This window comes from Streptomyces diastatochromogenes (assembly GCF_002242805.1).
GTDB lineage: Bacteria > Actinomycetota > Actinomycetes > Streptomycetales > Streptomycetaceae > Streptomyces > Streptomyces diastatochromogenes.
Genome location: NZ_MCGQ01000006.1, coordinates 4,438 through 19,178 on the forward strand (window position 1 = coordinate 4,438; position 14,741 = coordinate 19,178).

General features: G+C 72.8%; 11 protein-coding genes and 1 pseudogene. 1 reads left to right on the forward strand and 11 read right to left on the reverse strand.

Features of this window, described 5'->3' with window-relative positions:
- From BEK98_RS50800 to BEK98_RS03565, 7 genes and pseudogenes are all read right to left on the reverse strand, one after another.
- A pseudogene (locus BEK98_RS50800) lies at nt 1-1,247 on the reverse strand (hypothetical protein); the annotation flags it as partial.
- A 273-nt stretch (nt 1,248-1,520) separates the two neighbouring features.
- Entirely contained in the window at nt 1,521-2,396 is an 876-nt protein-coding gene (locus BEK98_RS03540; protein ID WP_208642991.1) for a methylenetetrahydrofolate reductase, read from the reverse strand.
- 142 nt (nt 2,397-2,538) lie between these two features.
- Nucleotides 2,539-3,966 (reverse strand): MFS transporter, encoded by a 1,428-nt coding sequence (locus tag BEK98_RS03545; RefSeq protein ID WP_208642992.1) that lies wholly within the window; start codon nt 3,964-3,966, stop codon nt 2,539-2,541.
- Nucleotides 3,959-5,878, reverse strand: a complete 1,920-nt coding sequence (locus BEK98_RS03550; RefSeq protein WP_094214878.1) for a glycoside hydrolase family 15 protein — start codon at nt 5,876-5,878, stop codon at nt 3,959-3,961. Before BEK98_RS03550 ends, BEK98_RS03545 begins: the two co-directional genes overlap by 8 nt.
- 53 nt (nt 5,879-5,931) lie before the next feature.
- A complete protein-coding gene (locus BEK98_RS03555) occupies nt 5,932-6,384 on the reverse strand; it encodes a DUF7144 family membrane protein (protein ID WP_094214879.1) in 453 nt (150 codons plus the stop codon).
- 33 nt (nt 6,385-6,417) lie between these two features.
- Complete coding sequence (locus BEK98_RS03560; protein ID WP_094214880.1) at nt 6,418-6,885, reverse strand: SHOCT domain-containing protein; 468 nt, start codon at nt 6,883-6,885, stop codon at nt 6,418-6,420.
- Between the two features lie 227 nt (nt 6,886-7,112).
- Nucleotides 7,113-7,760: an HdeD family acid-resistance protein gene (locus tag BEK98_RS03565; RefSeq protein ID WP_094214881.1), complete on the reverse strand. Its 648-nt coding sequence runs from the start codon at nt 7,758-7,760 to the stop codon at nt 7,113-7,115.
- A 242-nt stretch (nt 7,761-8,002) separates the two neighbouring features.
- Between BEK98_RS03565 and BEK98_RS03570 the strand changes: the two genes are divergently transcribed.
- The gene (locus BEK98_RS03570) at nt 8,003-9,412 is read left to right on the forward strand and encodes a DUF2252 domain-containing protein (protein WP_094214882.1); all 1,410 of its coding nucleotides are present in this window, start codon (nt 8,003-8,005) and stop codon (nt 9,410-9,412) included.
- A gap of 62 nt (nt 9,413-9,474) precedes the next feature.
- Here the strand turns inward: BEK98_RS03570 and BEK98_RS03575 are convergent, their stop codons facing one another.
- The 4 genes from BEK98_RS03575 to BEK98_RS03590 form a co-directional block, all read right to left on the reverse strand.
- Nucleotides 9,475-9,672: a hypothetical protein gene (locus BEK98_RS03575; protein ID WP_094214883.1), complete on the reverse strand. Its 198-nt coding sequence runs from the start codon at nt 9,670-9,672 to the stop codon at nt 9,475-9,477.
- Between the two features lie 100 nt (nt 9,673-9,772).
- Nucleotides 9,773-10,291, reverse strand: a complete 519-nt coding sequence (locus tag BEK98_RS03580) for a hypothetical protein (protein ID WP_094214884.1) — start codon at nt 10,289-10,291, stop codon at nt 9,773-9,775.
- Between the two features lie 18 nt (nt 10,292-10,309).
- Complete coding sequence (locus BEK98_RS03585; protein WP_094214885.1) at nt 10,310-11,929, reverse strand: MFS transporter; 1,620 nt, start codon at nt 11,927-11,929, stop codon at nt 10,310-10,312.
- Between the two features lie 14 nt (nt 11,930-11,943).
- Nucleotides 11,944-14,655 (reverse strand): winged helix-turn-helix domain-containing protein, encoded by a 2,712-nt coding sequence (locus BEK98_RS03590; RefSeq protein WP_208642993.1) that lies wholly within the window; start codon nt 14,653-14,655, stop codon nt 11,944-11,946.
- Nucleotides 14,656-14,741: the final 86 nt, after the last annotated feature.

A 14,741-nucleotide genomic window follows, 5' to 3' on the forward strand; every position in this document is an offset into this window, starting at 1 on the left:
CCACCGCCGCCCCCGTCGCCGCCTTCACCACCACCGCCGCCGGGCTCACCGCCACCACTCGGGCGCCGACCGTTCTCCGATCCACCGCCGCCCCCGTCGCCGCCTTCACCACCACCGCCGCCGCCTTCACCACCGCCGCCGGGCTCACCACCACCGCTCGGGCGCCGACCGTTCTCCGATCCACCGCCGCCCCCGTCGCCGCCTTCACCACCACCGCCGCCGCCTTCACCACCGCCGCCGGGCTCACCACCGCCACTGGGACGGCGACCGTTCTCCGAGTCACCACCACTCTCGCCGCCGCCCTCACCGCCACCGCCGCCGCTGTCACCGCCGCCGTCGCCGTCGCGGTCGTAGATGCCGCCGTGGCCGAAGTGACCGGCGTCGCCGCCGCCCTCCCCGCCGAAGCCGCCGTGTCCGCCCAGGTCGCCGAACCCACCGGAACCGACGCCGCCGTCACCGAACCCACCGTCGCCGAACCCACCGGAACCGGCGCCACCGTCGCCGAAGCCGCCGTCCCCGAAGCCGCCATGGCCGCCGAACCCACCGGAGCCCAGCCCACCGTCCCCGAAGCCGCCGTCCGCTCCACCGAACCCGCCATCGGCACCGCCGCCGAAGCCACCGTCAGCCCCGCCGAACCCGCCGAAGCCGCCCCCGTCGCCGCCGCCGAACCCGCCGTCGCCCCCGGCGCCGAAGTCGCCGAAGCCTCCCTCGGCTCCGCCGGCGAAGTCCGCGCCCGGCCCCTCGTTCCCGTGCTCGCCGAACCCGCCGAAGTCACCGAAATCGCCGAAGCCACCGAACTCACCCGGCCCGCCGGCCACTTCGGCAGGCGACTGGTCCAGCAGGGGGCCGCCCAGCAGGCTGTGGGAACCGGTCGAGGCCACCGCGTGGCCGCTGTCGTCCTCCTGGCCCTCGGCGGGACCGGACAGGTCGGACGAGTGGTCGGCGGAGACATGGTCCGCCGGAACGGAGTGGTCGGCCGGAACGGCGTGGTCCGCCGGGACGTCGTGGTGCGCCAGCGCATGCGCCGCGCTGCCGAAGAACAGGGACGACTTGGACAGCCGTGGGTCGAGTGCGGCCGGTCCCCCGTCGGTGCCGGACTCGACGCGGAGGGAGCGGAGTTCGGCGACCTGCGCGGGCGACAGGCCGAGTCTTCGCGCCACCGCGTCGGTGTCGCCGTCGAGTTCGGCACGGAAGGTCGGGTCTACGGCCAGCCGGGTCAGGGCAGCGCGATAGGCGTCGTCGGTCATGGTTCGGTCTCCGTCGGTCTGCGGGCACTGGTGCCGATCGCGGCGGAGCCGAGGATCCCCCCTGGTCGGCGGCTACTGCCATTTCCGGCCATCCCCGCCGATACCTGCAGGAGACGTTATAGAGCTATGGCATGAGCAGCGCAAGAGCAACAAGCAGGGAGGTTGCCGGGTCCCGGGCGCCCGGCCGCGCCACGCGCCCACCGATCAGAACTGGCCACCGACCCACCGGCATGCCGCCGAAATACCGAACAGAAAGCGAGAGCCCGCCCCGTGTCAGCCCTCCCGGTCTCCCCGCCGGAAGCGGGCGATCCACTCCACGGTGGCCCGCAGGCCGCCGAAGGTGTAGAAGTGCACCTTCACCTCGCCGTGCCGCGCGGGGTCGTACCCCTGGGCGAGCGCGTGCAGGAAGCGGTCGGGGCCGGCCGTGCCCATGAGGTTGGTCAGCGAGAAGCCGTACTTGCGGGCGATGGAGGCGCTGGTGCCGACGCCGAAGCGGGTGGCGTAGGTCATCAGCCGGCGCACACCGGCCGGGCCGGGGACGCCGATGCGGACGGGCAGGCCGACGCCCCGGGCGCGGACGTCCTCCACCCAGCCGAGCACCCGGTCGGCGTCGAAGCCGAACTGCGTGATGACGTCGCCCGCGATCCGCTGCGCCCCGAGCACCGCGCTCTTGTCGCCGAGCGCCGACCACAGGGAGTGCTCGGTGATCGCCGGGTGGCCCTCCGGATAGCCGCTGATGCCGACGTGCCGTACGCCGTGCCGCTGGAGCAGCCCCGTGCGGATGACGGCGAGGGCGTCCTCGTACGGGCCCTCGGGGCGGGCCGGGTCGCCGCCGACGACGAAGACGTTCTCGGCGGTGCCGTCCGCGGCCAGGCCGGCCAGGAACTCCTCCAGGTGCCGCTGCGAGGGCAGCCGGCGGGCGGAGATGTGCGGGACGGGGACGAAGCCGAGCCGTTTGACCGCGCGGGCGGCCGCGAACCGCATGCCGGGGTCCTCGCCGGCGAGGAAGGTGACGTTGATCCGCGTGCCCCGGGGTATGCCCGCGTGCGCCTCCTCCAGCTTCGGCACGTCCTTGCCGGTCATCTCCAGGGAGAAGTCGTCCAGCAGCGAGGTGCCCACCGCGGGCGGGACGGTGGCGGTGGGGTTCATCGTGCTCCTTGTACGACTGCCTGCGACCGCATACGGGCGTCATCGGCTACGTACGGCTACGGTCCTTACCTCGGCCGATGATGCCACGCGCGCACCTGGGCAGCGCACCCGGGAGCGGGTCCGGGTCCTGTCCGGCGGAGCCCTAGGCGTGGGTCCCCGGTGCCGTGGCAGGGGTGTCGCGGGTCGCCGGGCCGCCCGGCTTCCGTGGGAGGAGCGCCGCCGCGGCAAGGCCGCCGAGGCCGATCACCGCCAGCGTGATCATCGCGGCGGCGTACGCGCCCTTGCTCAGGCCGGAGACCAGGATGGTGCCGGCGATCGCCGTGCCGAAGGACGAGCCGAGGTTGGACACACTGCGGGACAGGCCGGAGATCTCGCCCTGCTGTTCCTCCGGGAAGGCCGACTGGACGACGTTCACCGACGGGGTCAGCATCACGCCCAGGCCGAGCCCGATCAGGAGGAGCCCGGGGACGAAGGCCCAGGCGGTGGAGTAGCCGCCGACCAGGCCGACCAGTACCGCCACGCCCACGACAGAGACCACGAAGCCAGTCATGATCAGCGTCCGCTGGGACCGCCGGCGCGCCAGGGCCTCGGCGGACAGCGACGACGCGAGCAGGCCGAGCGTGGCCGCCGTGAAGATCACTCCGGTCTGGATGGCGTCGTAGCCGCGGACGACCTGGAGGTAGGCGGCCACCGTGAAGGACGTTCCCATCAGCAGCAGCCACTGCACGTTCTGCGTGACCAGTCCGAGGTTGGAGGTGCGGTTGCGGAACAGGCTGAGCGAGAGCAGCGGTTCCTGGCCTGCCTCTTCCTTGGCCCGCGCCGAGCGGAAGAACCACGCGAGGACGAGGACGCCGAGGACGATCAGGGCGATCATCAGCCAGATGTTGTTGTCCGCCGCCAGGATGCCCATGACGACCAGGACCAGGCCCGCCGCGGACAGGATCGCTCCGGTGGTGTCGAAGGAGCGGGTCGGGTCGGGGGGCAGGGGGTCCTCGATACGGCGGCTCAGCCAGACGATCACCGCGATGACCAGCGCCTGGAACACGAAGGCCGCGCGCCAGCTGATGGCGGTCGTGATGAGCCCGCCGATCAGCGGTCCCGCCGCGGCCCCGATGCCGCCCAGCGCCATGATGATCCCGAACGCCCGGGCGCGGGAGGTCAGGTCGCGGTAGAGCAGTGTGGTGAGGATGTAGACGGGCGGGATGAGCAGGGCGGTGCCGACTCCTTCGAGGATGGAGTTGCCCAGGATGAGGACGCCGAGTCCCGGTGCCGCCGCGCTCAGCAGCGCGCCGACGGCGTAGACGACGAGACCGACGACGAAGCACCGCTTGCGGCCGTAGCGGTCGGTCAGTTTGCCGCCGGGGATCATCAGCGCGGCCATGACCAGCAGGAAGACGGTGATGGCCACTTGGACGCCCTGGACGGTGGTGTCCAGGTCCTTGCTGATGTCGTTGATCATCACGTTCATGTTGGAGCCGGCGAAGCTGCAGATGAACTGGGCGAGGGCCAGCGCGGCGAGTACCCGCCGCTGCCCCGGCGGCGCCTGCGTCGGCCCTGCCCGGTCAGCCACCTCCGGTGCCCCCGCCCGTGGTTTCGAGGGGCGCCGTGAGGCCGTGCACGACGGGGTGCCGGGTGCCGCCGGTCTCGGGCCGTGTCGTGGCCCGGCCCAGCTCCTCGTCGAGCGCCATGGCCGCGGTGACCAGGGAGAGATGGGTGAACGCCTGCGGGAAGTTGCCGAGTTGCTCGCCCGAGGGCCCGATCTCCTCGGCGAACAGGCCGACATGGTTGGCGTAGGTGAGCATCTTGTCGAAGGCGTGCCGGGCCTGGTGGAGCCGGCCACTGCGGGCGAGCGCCTCGACGTAGAAGAAGCTGCACAGGTTGAACGTGCCCTCGGAGCCGCGCAGTCCGTCGGGCGAGGCCGCGGGGTCGTACCGGTAGACCAGGCTGTCGCTGACCAGTTCCTCGTCCATGGCGTCCAGGGTGCTGATCCAGTCCGGGTCGTGCGGGGAGAGGAAACCGACCCGCGGCATGAGCAGCAGCGAGGCGTCCAGGACGTCGGTGTCGAAGTGCTGCACGAACGCCTGCCGCTTCTCGTGCCAGCCCCGCTCGGTGATCTGGCGGAAGACCCCGTCCCGGGCGGCCGCCCAGCGCGCGACGTCGGCGGGGCGGGAGAACCGGGTGGCCGCGCGGATGCCCCGGTCGAACGCCACCCAGGTCATCAGCCGGCTGTAGGTGAAGTTCTGCCGGCCTCCGCGGGTCTCCCAGATGCCCTCGTCCGGCCGGTCCCAGTGGTCGGCCAGCCAGTCCAGAACGCTGTTCAGCGCCTTCCAGCCGCGCACCGCCCCGATGTCCCCGCCGACCGCCAGGGCGTCGCAGGCCTCGCCGTAGATGTCGAGCTGGAGCTGGTCGGCGGCCGCGTTGCCCGCCCGTACCGGCCGTGATCCCCGGTAGCCCTCCAGGTGGTCGAGGATCTCCTCGGTCAGGTGGGGGTCGCCGTCCACCCGGTACATGATCTGCAGCGGGTCGCCCGAGGCGGTGCCGCCCGCCTCGACCCGGTCGCGCAGCCAGCGGCGGAAGGCGAACGCCTCCGCCTCGAAGCCCAGCTCGATCAGGGCCCCGACGGACAGCGAGGCGTCCCGGACCCAGGTGTAGCGGTAGTCCCAGTTACGCTCGCCGCCGATCTGCTCGGGCAGTCCCATGGTGGCCGCGGCGATGGGTGCACCCGTCGGCGCGTAGGTGAGCAGCTTGAGGGTGATCGCCGAGCGGTTGACCATGTCCTGCCAGCGTCCGCGGTACGTGCAGGAGCGCAGCCATGTCAGCCAGAACTGGCGGCACTTCTCCACGTCCTCGGCGATGTCGTACAGGGACGGCGCGGGCGGGGCCTGGCCGCCCTCCGCCGTGGTGGTCAGGACGACGGCGGCGGCCTGTCCGGCGGAGAGGGTGAAGTGGGCGGTGACGTCGTCGCCGTCGGCCCGCAGGAGGATCCCGGGGGTGGACCGGACGTGCAGATCCTGGCCCGGGCCACGCAGGACGGCCGCGTGGTCGTCGAGGAGGCCGAGCGTGTGCGGGGCGCGGCCGTAGTCGAAGCGCGGCCGGCAGGCGAAGGCGAAGGGCAGGCTGCCCCGCACGACCCGGGCCACCCTGATCAGGCGGTGCCGGTCGGTGGGCGCCGGGGCGTCGACGGGTGGCATGAAGTCGGCGACCTCGCCGACGCCGCCGGGTCCCATGAACCGGGTGATCAGGACGGCCGTGTCGGACAGATACAGCTGCCGGACGGACATGCCGTCGCCGTTCCCGTCCGGGAGATCCGCCGCCAGCCGGCAGTGTCCGCCGCGCTCGCTGTCGAGGAGCGAGGCGAACACGCTGGGCGAGTCGAAGCGGGGAGTGCACCACCAGTCGACGGTTCCGTCGGACGACACCAGGGCCGCTGTCTGGAGGTCGCCGACCATGCCGTGGTCGGCGATGGGCGGATAGCGGTCCATGATTCTCCTACCGCCGGGAGCTGCGGGTTCTCTCCATGAGCTGGTGGCGAACTCTATGAACCGGTGGCGGACTCTTCCCCCTGGACCACGCACAGGGCCCAGATGATGAAGCCGGACAGCGCGATCATCACGACCGACCAGACCGGGGCGTAGGGCAGGGACAGGAAGTTGGCGATGATCACCAGCCCGGCGATGCCCACACCGGCGACGCGTGCCCAGGGCGCCGGCCGGACCAGGCCGAAGCTGACGACGACGGCGAGCGCGCCGAGGACCAGGTGGATCCAGCCCCAGCTGGTGAGGTCGAACTTGAAGACGTAGTTGGGGGTCGTGACGAAGACGTTGTCATGGGCGATCGCCATGATGCCCCGGAACACACCGAGCAGTCCGGCGAGCAGGAGCATGACGCCCGCGAAGGCCGTCAGGCCGCCCGCCCACTGCTGCTTGGCGGTGTGCGTGCGTGCCGCGCGCGTCGTCTGGGTGGGGCGTGTGGGATGTGTCGCGGCCATGAGGCTGCCTCGATTCGTATCCGTGGGTCGTGCTCAGTGTCCGGACGAGGTGGGTGTGGAGCCGGGGCGCTGTGCCGGTCCGGCGCCGCTGAGGACCAGCTCCTTGGCCCTGCGGTACTCGTCGTCGGTGATGTCGCCGCGGGCCCGGATCTCGGAGAGCTTGGCCAGTTCGTCGACGCTGCTGGTCGGGGCGCCGCTCTTCGCGGTCTCCCGGACGTAGGAGTCGAAGGCCTGCTGCTGTGCCCGTGCCTGCGCGATCTCCCGCTTCCCCATGCCCTTGCCGCGGGCGATCACGTAGACGAGGACGCCCAGGAAGGGCAGACAGATCACGAAGAGCGTCCAGCCGGCCTTGGCCCAGCCGCTCAGGTCATCGTCCCGGAAGATGTCGACGATGATCCGGAACAGCAGGACGAACCAGAGGATCCACAGGAAGAACCACAGCATCGTCCAGAAGGCGCTCAGCAGCGGATAGTCGTACGCGAGGTAGTTCTGCGCGCTCATGCTCTCTCCTCCGTCCGGGGCACCGGCCCGGTAAAGCTCCTCCAGGCCGGTCTCTGCCGTTTTCAGCGTGCACACGGCGAGGGCGGAGCGGCCTCACCCGAGGCGGGTGATCGTGGCGGGTGACGGCGGGGGGTGACGACGGCGGTGAGGCGGCTCGTCGGCTCACCCCGCAGGGCTCATCGGCTCACCCCGCAGGGCTCGTCGGCTCACCCACAGGGCTCGTCCGCTCACTCCGCCGAGTCGGAGGTGCCCGGCAGCACGCCGCTTCTGCGCAGCGCGTGCCGCCACGAGAAGGCGACCGCCAGCTCGACCAGGCCCAGCAGCACGAGCCACAGACCGAGCAGCCGGGTCAGCACCCGGGCCGACTCGGTGGGCAGGGCCAGCACCACGATCCCGGCGACGATGCCGAGCACCGCCGCGGCCAGGACGACACCACGGTGCGGGAGGTCCTCGGCCGCGATCGCCGTGTAGAGGGTCACGATGCCGGACGCCAGCCAGGCGAGCCCGACGATCAGCGACAGCGCGGTGATGGTCTGCAGCGGGTTGCGCAGGCAGAGCACGCCGGCCAGGACGTAGAGGACCGCGATCAGCAGTCCGGCGAGCCGTTCGCCGTGTCCCTCGCGGGCGAAGGCCATGACGAACCGGAGCGCGCCGGCGAGCAGCAGGTAGAGGCCGATGACCACGGCCAGGACGTGCAGCGTCTCGTCCGGCCAGACGAGGATCAGCACACCCGGTACGAACGTGACCACGGCCGACCACAGGATCCAGGTCCACGACCCGGCGAGCGCCGTCAGGGCGTCCCCGGGGCCGGCTGCCGTCCCGGCGGACAGGTGTGGCGGTCCGGTACGCGGTGCCGGACCACGCGACTCGGTCATGGCTCCTCCTCGCGCGATCGAACGGGTCGCCTCCGGACCGCCGGCGGGGGCGGCGTGTGCAACCCCTCACCGGGACAGCGTGCCGCGCCCGGCCGGTGCGCCGGGTCACCCACCACGGGTGATCCCTGCACCCGGCCGGGGCGGTGGGGTGGGTCCACGGGCGGACGGCCCGCGGTCCTCCCGCCGCCGCGGCAGCCGGTTCCGGGAGCGGACGGCGGGCCGCCGGACCAGGAGGCTGGATCATGACCGCACCGAACGCCCTCACCGGCTCTGCGGCACTGGCCGACCGAGCGGCCCACGGCCGCAACGCCCGTACGCGTGCCCCGCGTTCGGGCCATGGCGTGTTCGCGCCGGCGCCGGACCGGCCCGATGTGATCGAGGTGCTGGAGCGGCAGTCGGCCACGCGGCTGCCCGAGTTGGTGCCGATCCGCTACGGCCGCATGCTCGAATCCCCGTTCCGCTTCTACCGGGGCGCGGCCGCGGTCATGGCGACGGACCTCGGCCCGCTGCCCGACACCGGGCTCCGGGTGCAGTTGTGCGGAGACGCCCATCTGCTGAACTTCCGGCTGCTGGCCTCGCCGGAACGCCATCTGGTCTTCGACATCAACGACTTCGACGAGACCTTTCCGGGGCCGTTCGAGTGGGACGTCAAACGGCTGGCGGCCAGCTTCGTCATCGCGGCCCGCGCCAACGGTTTCGCGGCCAGGGAGCAGGACGACGCGGTGCGCACGTGCGTACGGGCCTACCGGGAGCGGATGCGGGAGTTCGCCGGCATGCGCACGCTGGACGTCTGGTACGCCCAGGACGACGCCGACCAGATGCGCGCGCTGCTGGCCTACGCGATGGACAAGAAGGGCAGGCGCCGTACCGCCGAGGCGACCGCGCGCGCCCGCACCCGCACCTCGCTGCAGGCCTTTGCCCAGCTCACCCGGCGCACGCCCGAGGGCCGGCGGATCGCCGCGGACCCGCCGCTGATCATCCCGCTGCGGGATCTGCAGGACCGGACCACCCGGGAGGGCGAGGACAAGGAGCTGCAGACGCTGCTGGAGGGGTACGCGCGCACCCTGCCCTGGGACCGCCGGCACCTGCTGCGCCGCTACCGGCTGGTGGACCTGGCCCGGAAGGTGGTGGGCGTCGGCAGCGTCGGCACCCGGTGCTGGATCCTGCTCCTGCTCGGCCGGGACGACGACGATCCGCTGCTGCTGCAGGCCAAGGAGGCGCAGGAGTCGGTGCTCGCGGCGCACACGGGCGGCGAACGGTACGACAACCAGGGCCGCAGGGTGGTCACCGGGCAGCGGCTCATCCAGACCACCAGCGACATCTTCCTGGGCTGGACGCATGTGGTGGGCTTCGACGGGCGTGACCGGGACTTCTACGTACGCCAGCTGCGCGACTGGAAGGGCATCGCCCGGCCGGACACCATGGAGCCGGCTCTGCTGAACCTGTTCGGCCAGGTGTGCGGGGCCTCGCTGGCCCGGGCCCACGCCCGCTCCGGAGATCCCGTCGCCCTCGCCGCGTACCTGGGCGGCGGCGACCGCTTCGACCGTGCCCTGACCGGTTTCGCGCAGGCGTACGCGGACCAGAACGAGCGGGACTTCGCGGCACTGGGCGAGGCGGCGCGCTCGGGCCGGATCAAGGTGGCGGAGCTGTGAGAGTGGAGCGGCGAAGGTGACTACGGCGGATCCGTGAGCGTCACTGCGGAGATCCGTGAGGGTCACTCGGGCAGTTGCCGCATCTCGACGACCCGCAGCCCCAGCGACTGGAAGCGGGTCAGCAGACCGTAGAGATGCGCCTCGTCGATGACGCGCCCGAACAGCACCGTCTGCCCGGACATCCTCACGTGGTCCAGCTCCGGGAAGGCCTTGGTGAGCGTCTCCGACATGAGTCCATCGATACGGATCTCGTAGCGCATGTGCCGTTCTCCCGCCGCGGGCCTGCTGCGGTCTTCTTGCGATGCTGCTCCGCACGGCGTCGCGCGGCCTCACCCGGCGCAGGTGATCCGGGGGCCGGGTTCAGTGCGTGAGGGCGATCTTGAACGAGATGATCACCAGGCCGAGCAGCAGATTGATCGTGGCGGTGGCCGACACCAGCCGCCAGGAGGCCCCCGCCTGCCGTGCCCCGGCCGCGGACCACCCCACCTGCCCGGCCACGGCCACCGCGACCGCCAGCCAGACGGCACCCTCGACGTCCAGGCCCAGCAGCGGGCTCACGGCGACGGCGAGGGCGGGCGGGACGGCCGCCTCGACGATCGGCCACTCCTCACGGCACACCCGCAGGATCGTCGGGCGGTCCAGGGGCCGTTGCGCGAGGCGGGCGCCGAACAGCTGCGCATGGACGTGCCCGACCCAGAAGACGAGGCCGGTGAGCACCAGCAGCACCACCAGTTGCAGCCGGGGGAAGTGACCGAGGCTGCCGGCGCCGATCACCACGGACGCGGCGAGCATCGACCCGTAGACCGCGCCCGTGTAGTCGGCGTGGGCTCGGCGCGCGGTACGGCCCGCCCGCACTGTGGTGTCGTCGGTCGAGGACATCGCCGTCGCCTTTCGCACTCACTCGGTGGCGTCGGCCGGGGCGCCGCCCTGCGACGGCCGGGGGCGCCGGGCCGGCGCGGTCGGCAGGTGGGGTGTGACGAGGAGACTCGCGAGGGTGATCCCGCCGGTGGCGAGGATCGCCGCCTTGAGGCCGTCGAGCTGTGCCTCGGCGTACGACTCCGTGACGGCGTCGACCTCCGACGGCGGCAGTCCGGCCTGCTGGGCCGCCGAGCGCACCTGGTCGGTGGGCACGAAGCTGACGCCCGCCTCCAGGGCGACACCGGTCTGCTGTCGCGCCTCGTCCGACAGCCGGGGGTTGTCCTGCACCTGCGCCGTGAACGCGTGCGCCAGCGCGCCGATGAGGATCGACCCGATGAACGCGGTGCCCAGCGCCGAGCCGAGGTTCTGCGCCGTGAACTGCAGGCCGCCGACCTCGCTGCGTTCCGCCTCGCCCACGCTGGACTGGACGACGTTGCCCAGCTGCGAGGCGAGCAGTCCCATGCCGATGCCGAGCACCGCCATGGCCCCGGCGAACTGCGCGTCGTCGATGACCGGATCGATGGTGGCCAGCAGCCACAAGATGGCCGCCGCCAGCATCAGCAGCGCCAGCCGTACGACCCGGCGCGGCCCAGCGGTCCGGCCGAGGCGGGCGGCGGTCAGGGAGGTGACGAGCATCGTGACGGACACCGGCAGCAGCCGCAGCCCCGTCTGGAAGGCGTCGAAGCCCTGCACCACCTGCAGATACAGCGGGATGGCGAAGAAGAGGCCCAGAAGGATCAGGTTCTGGCTCAGCAGGGTCAGCAGACCGGACCGCAGGGGCGGTACGTGGAACAGGGACAGGTGCACCAGGGGGTCGGCGCCCGTGGCCTCGCGTCGGCGGTCCCGGTGCACGAAGAGGGCCAGGACGGCCACCCCGGCGGCGACGACGAAGAGGGTGGGTGCGAAGCCGAGGACGGTGAAGGGCGGGTTACGCGGCTTCACCCAGCCCCAGGTGCTGCTCTGCAGCACCCCGAGCACGCCCAGCCCCAGTCCGGCCGCCGACAGCACCGCACCGACGCCGTCCAGCCGGGGCGGCGGTCCGGTCCGCGCGGCCTCGCCGATCACCCGGTGGCAGCACAGGACGGCGACGACGACCACGACCTCGCCGGCGAAGACCAGCCGCCAGGTCAGATACGTCGTCACCCAGCCGCCCAGCAGCGGGCCGACGGCGATGCCGGCACCGGCCAGCCCGCCGATCACGCCGTAGGCGACCGCCCGGTCCCTGCCCCGGTAGGACTCGGCGACCAGGGCCGCCATGGCCGGCAGCACCATCGCGGCGCCGAGGCCCTCGATGACGGACCAGCCCAGCGCGAGGACCCACAGAGTGGGCGCCAGGGCGGTCAGGGCGGACCCGATGCCGTAGACGACCAGGCCGAGCAGGAACAGGCGACGGCGGCCGTGGATGTCGCCGAGCCTGCCCCCGATGATCATGAATGCGGCCATCACCAGCGCGTACAGCGTGATGACGGCCTGGATCGAGGTGACCTCGGTGTGGAAGTCCTCGACCAGTTGGCTGATGGAGACGTTCATGACGGACGTGTCCAGGACCATCAGGAACTGGGCCGTCCCGAGCACCATCAGGGCTCGCCAATGTGCCACGCCGCCACCTCGCCTCACATCAGCCCGCGCTCACGGGCCCGCCGTACCGCCTCGCCGCGCCGGTTCACGCCGAGCTTCCGGTAGACGCTCTTGAGGTGGGTCTTCACGGTGTTCACGGAGACGTACAGGTCGGCGGCGATCTCCTCCGTGGACATCATCTGGGCCAGCCGGACCAGCACTTCGCGCTCGCGTCCGCTCAGCTCCTCGACAACCAGCGGCGCACGCTCCTCGGGCGCGCGTGGAGCGGGGCCGCCGGGGGTGAGCCAGCCCGCGGCGAGGCTCTGCAGCGGCGGGGTGTCCAGCAGGTGCCTCAGACGCGGTCCGGCATCGAGGAACGGGCGTCTCAGCCGCTCCCGCCGGGCCTCCAGCAGGGCCCGGGCGAGCAGCTTGCGGGCGGTGGCCTCGTCCCCGGCCTCCTGCGCGGCGCGGGCGCGCACCAGCGCGGCACAGACGCTCACCCCGGGGCCGGTACGGCTCCGGGTGCGCAGGTGGTCCACCAGGTCGAGCGCCGCGTCCCGGTTGCCCGCGGCGAGCTGGGCCCACGCCAGCTCCGCCGCGTACGCCGGCTCGGTGCCGTAGGGCACGTCGTCCAGCACCTTCGCGGCGGTGTCCGGCCGGCCCTCGGCCAGATGGGCGGCGGAGGTGACCAGGGCCGTGTGGACCTCGGCCCACGGGGAGGCCACGTCGGCCGGGACGGCGGGGTCGGCGGCCGCCGCGGCGGCCCGTGGGTCGCCCCGCGCCAGCAGCAGCCGGGCCGCCACGAGGGATCTGCCCGCCGCTGTCACCGGGTCGAGCGCGGCGGGCGCGGAGTCGGCCGCCTCCTCCAGGAGGGCCTGGGCCTGCCCGAGGTCGTCGCGGTCGACGGCCACCGCGGCCAGCACCAGCCGCCCGAGATCCGCGCCGGGGGGCCGGTGCAGACCGAACTGCTCGGTCTCGCTGAGGGCCGCCAGCGCCTTGCGCTCGGCCCTGCCGAGCCAGCCGTTCAGGTAGTCGATCAGCGCCAGGTGTCCGAGGGAGTCCTGGCGGGGCAGGGCGGTCGCGACGCCGCTGGGGCAGCCGGCCACCTCGGACAGGGCGGCCCGCGCCTCGTCGAAGCTGCCGGCCCACAGCCGGGCCGACCCCAGATGGGTGAGCAGCAGGGCGGTGAGTTCGGGGTGCTTGTCCAGCAGGTGGGCCGGGACCTCGTGGCGCAGTTCCTCCGCCGTGGCCACGGCCTTCTCGGCCCGGGAGGGAGAGCCGGTCAGCCGGGCCGCCAGGGATTCCAGCAGTACGCAGCTCAACCGGAGCGCGGGATCGAGCGCCTCCTCGGCCAGGTGTTCCTCGGCGAGGCGCAGATGGTTCAGGCCGCGTTCGAGATCGTGCTCGGCCAGGTCGCGGGCGGCCCGTACGACATCCGGCGCCGCGCCCGTGACCTCGGGCCCCATCCGGGCGAACAGTTCGGCGAGGTCGTCCGCGCGCAGGCCGGTGAAGAGCTGCCCGATCGCGAGGTCGTCGACGAAGGCGCCGGCGGTGAACTCCCAGTCGCCCGCGGCGGCGCCGTGCGCCAGCGCCTCCGGCAGGGCCCCGGTGGCCCGCAGCCACTGCCCGGCCCGCCGGTGGAGTTCCGGTTCGAGGCCCGGGTGGCGCGCCCGCAGATGGGCCCGGAGGATCTCACCGAACAGCGGATGCAGCCGGTACCACGAGTGCCCGACGTCCTCGACGAACGCGTTCTGCCGGTACAGCCCGGCCAGCACCGGTTCGAGACCGCTGCGGCCCGTGAGCGCCTCCGCGAGCGCCGGGCAGAAGCGGTCCACGACGCTGACCCGCAGCAGGAGGTCCTGGGTGCGGGCCGTCTGCCGTTTCAGCACCTCGGCGAGGAGGAAGTCGGCGACCGCGCTCCGGCCGGCCTCGAACTCCCTGAGGTACGCCTCGGGATCCTCGCTCTCCCGGGCGGCCATGGCGCACAGGCGCAGTCCTGCGGCCCAGCCCCGGGTGCGCTCCACCAGGGCGCGGGTGGCCTCGGCCGGAAGCCGCAGGCCGTGCAGCTCCAGAAGGTCGGCCGCCTCGTCGGGGGTGAAGGCCAGCTCGGCGTCGCGGATCTCGGTCATCGCCGCGGCCGCCCGGTAGCGGTGCAGCGGCAGCAGCGGTTCGGTACGGGTGACCAGGATCAGCCGCAGTCCGGGCCCGGCGTGGTGCAGGACGAACTCCAGCTGCTCCGCGGTCTGGGGCGCGGTCTGACGGTCGAACTCGTCCAGCACGAGGATCGCGGGCCGGTCATGGCCGCTCAGTTCGTCCGCCAGCCGTGCCAGCAGCTTGTGGTCCACCCGGCTCGCGTCCGCGGGGCAGCCGATGTCGGCGCAGAGCGGTACGCCGGCGGCCTGCAGGGCGTGCAGCACATAGGCCCAGAACACGCCGGCGCCCTGGTCCCCCGCCTCGTTGGTGAACCAGGCGACCGGCTGCCCGAGCCCGGCGGCCCAGTCCGCGACCAGCAGGGTCTTGCCCGCCCCGGCCGAGCCGTTGACCATCGTCAGCGGCGTGTCGAGGGCCTGGTCGAGGTGTTCGAGCAGCCGAGAGCGGCGCAGGAAGGTGGCCGGCCTGCCCGGCGGCGCGAGCCGCGTCTGCAGAAACGGCTCGCCCAGCGGATCGGCGGCAGCGACGGCCGGTCCGCGCGTGTTCCCGTTGCTCGTGGCCACTGGGTCACCACCACGCTCCGTGAAGCACTGGACGACGCTCCACTCGATCAGCATCGCAGCCTTCGCGATCCTGCGCAGTTCACGCGGGTCGGGCGGGCCGCCGGCGCTGTGGGGGAGGGCTGGTCGGCGGGTGGATGCGG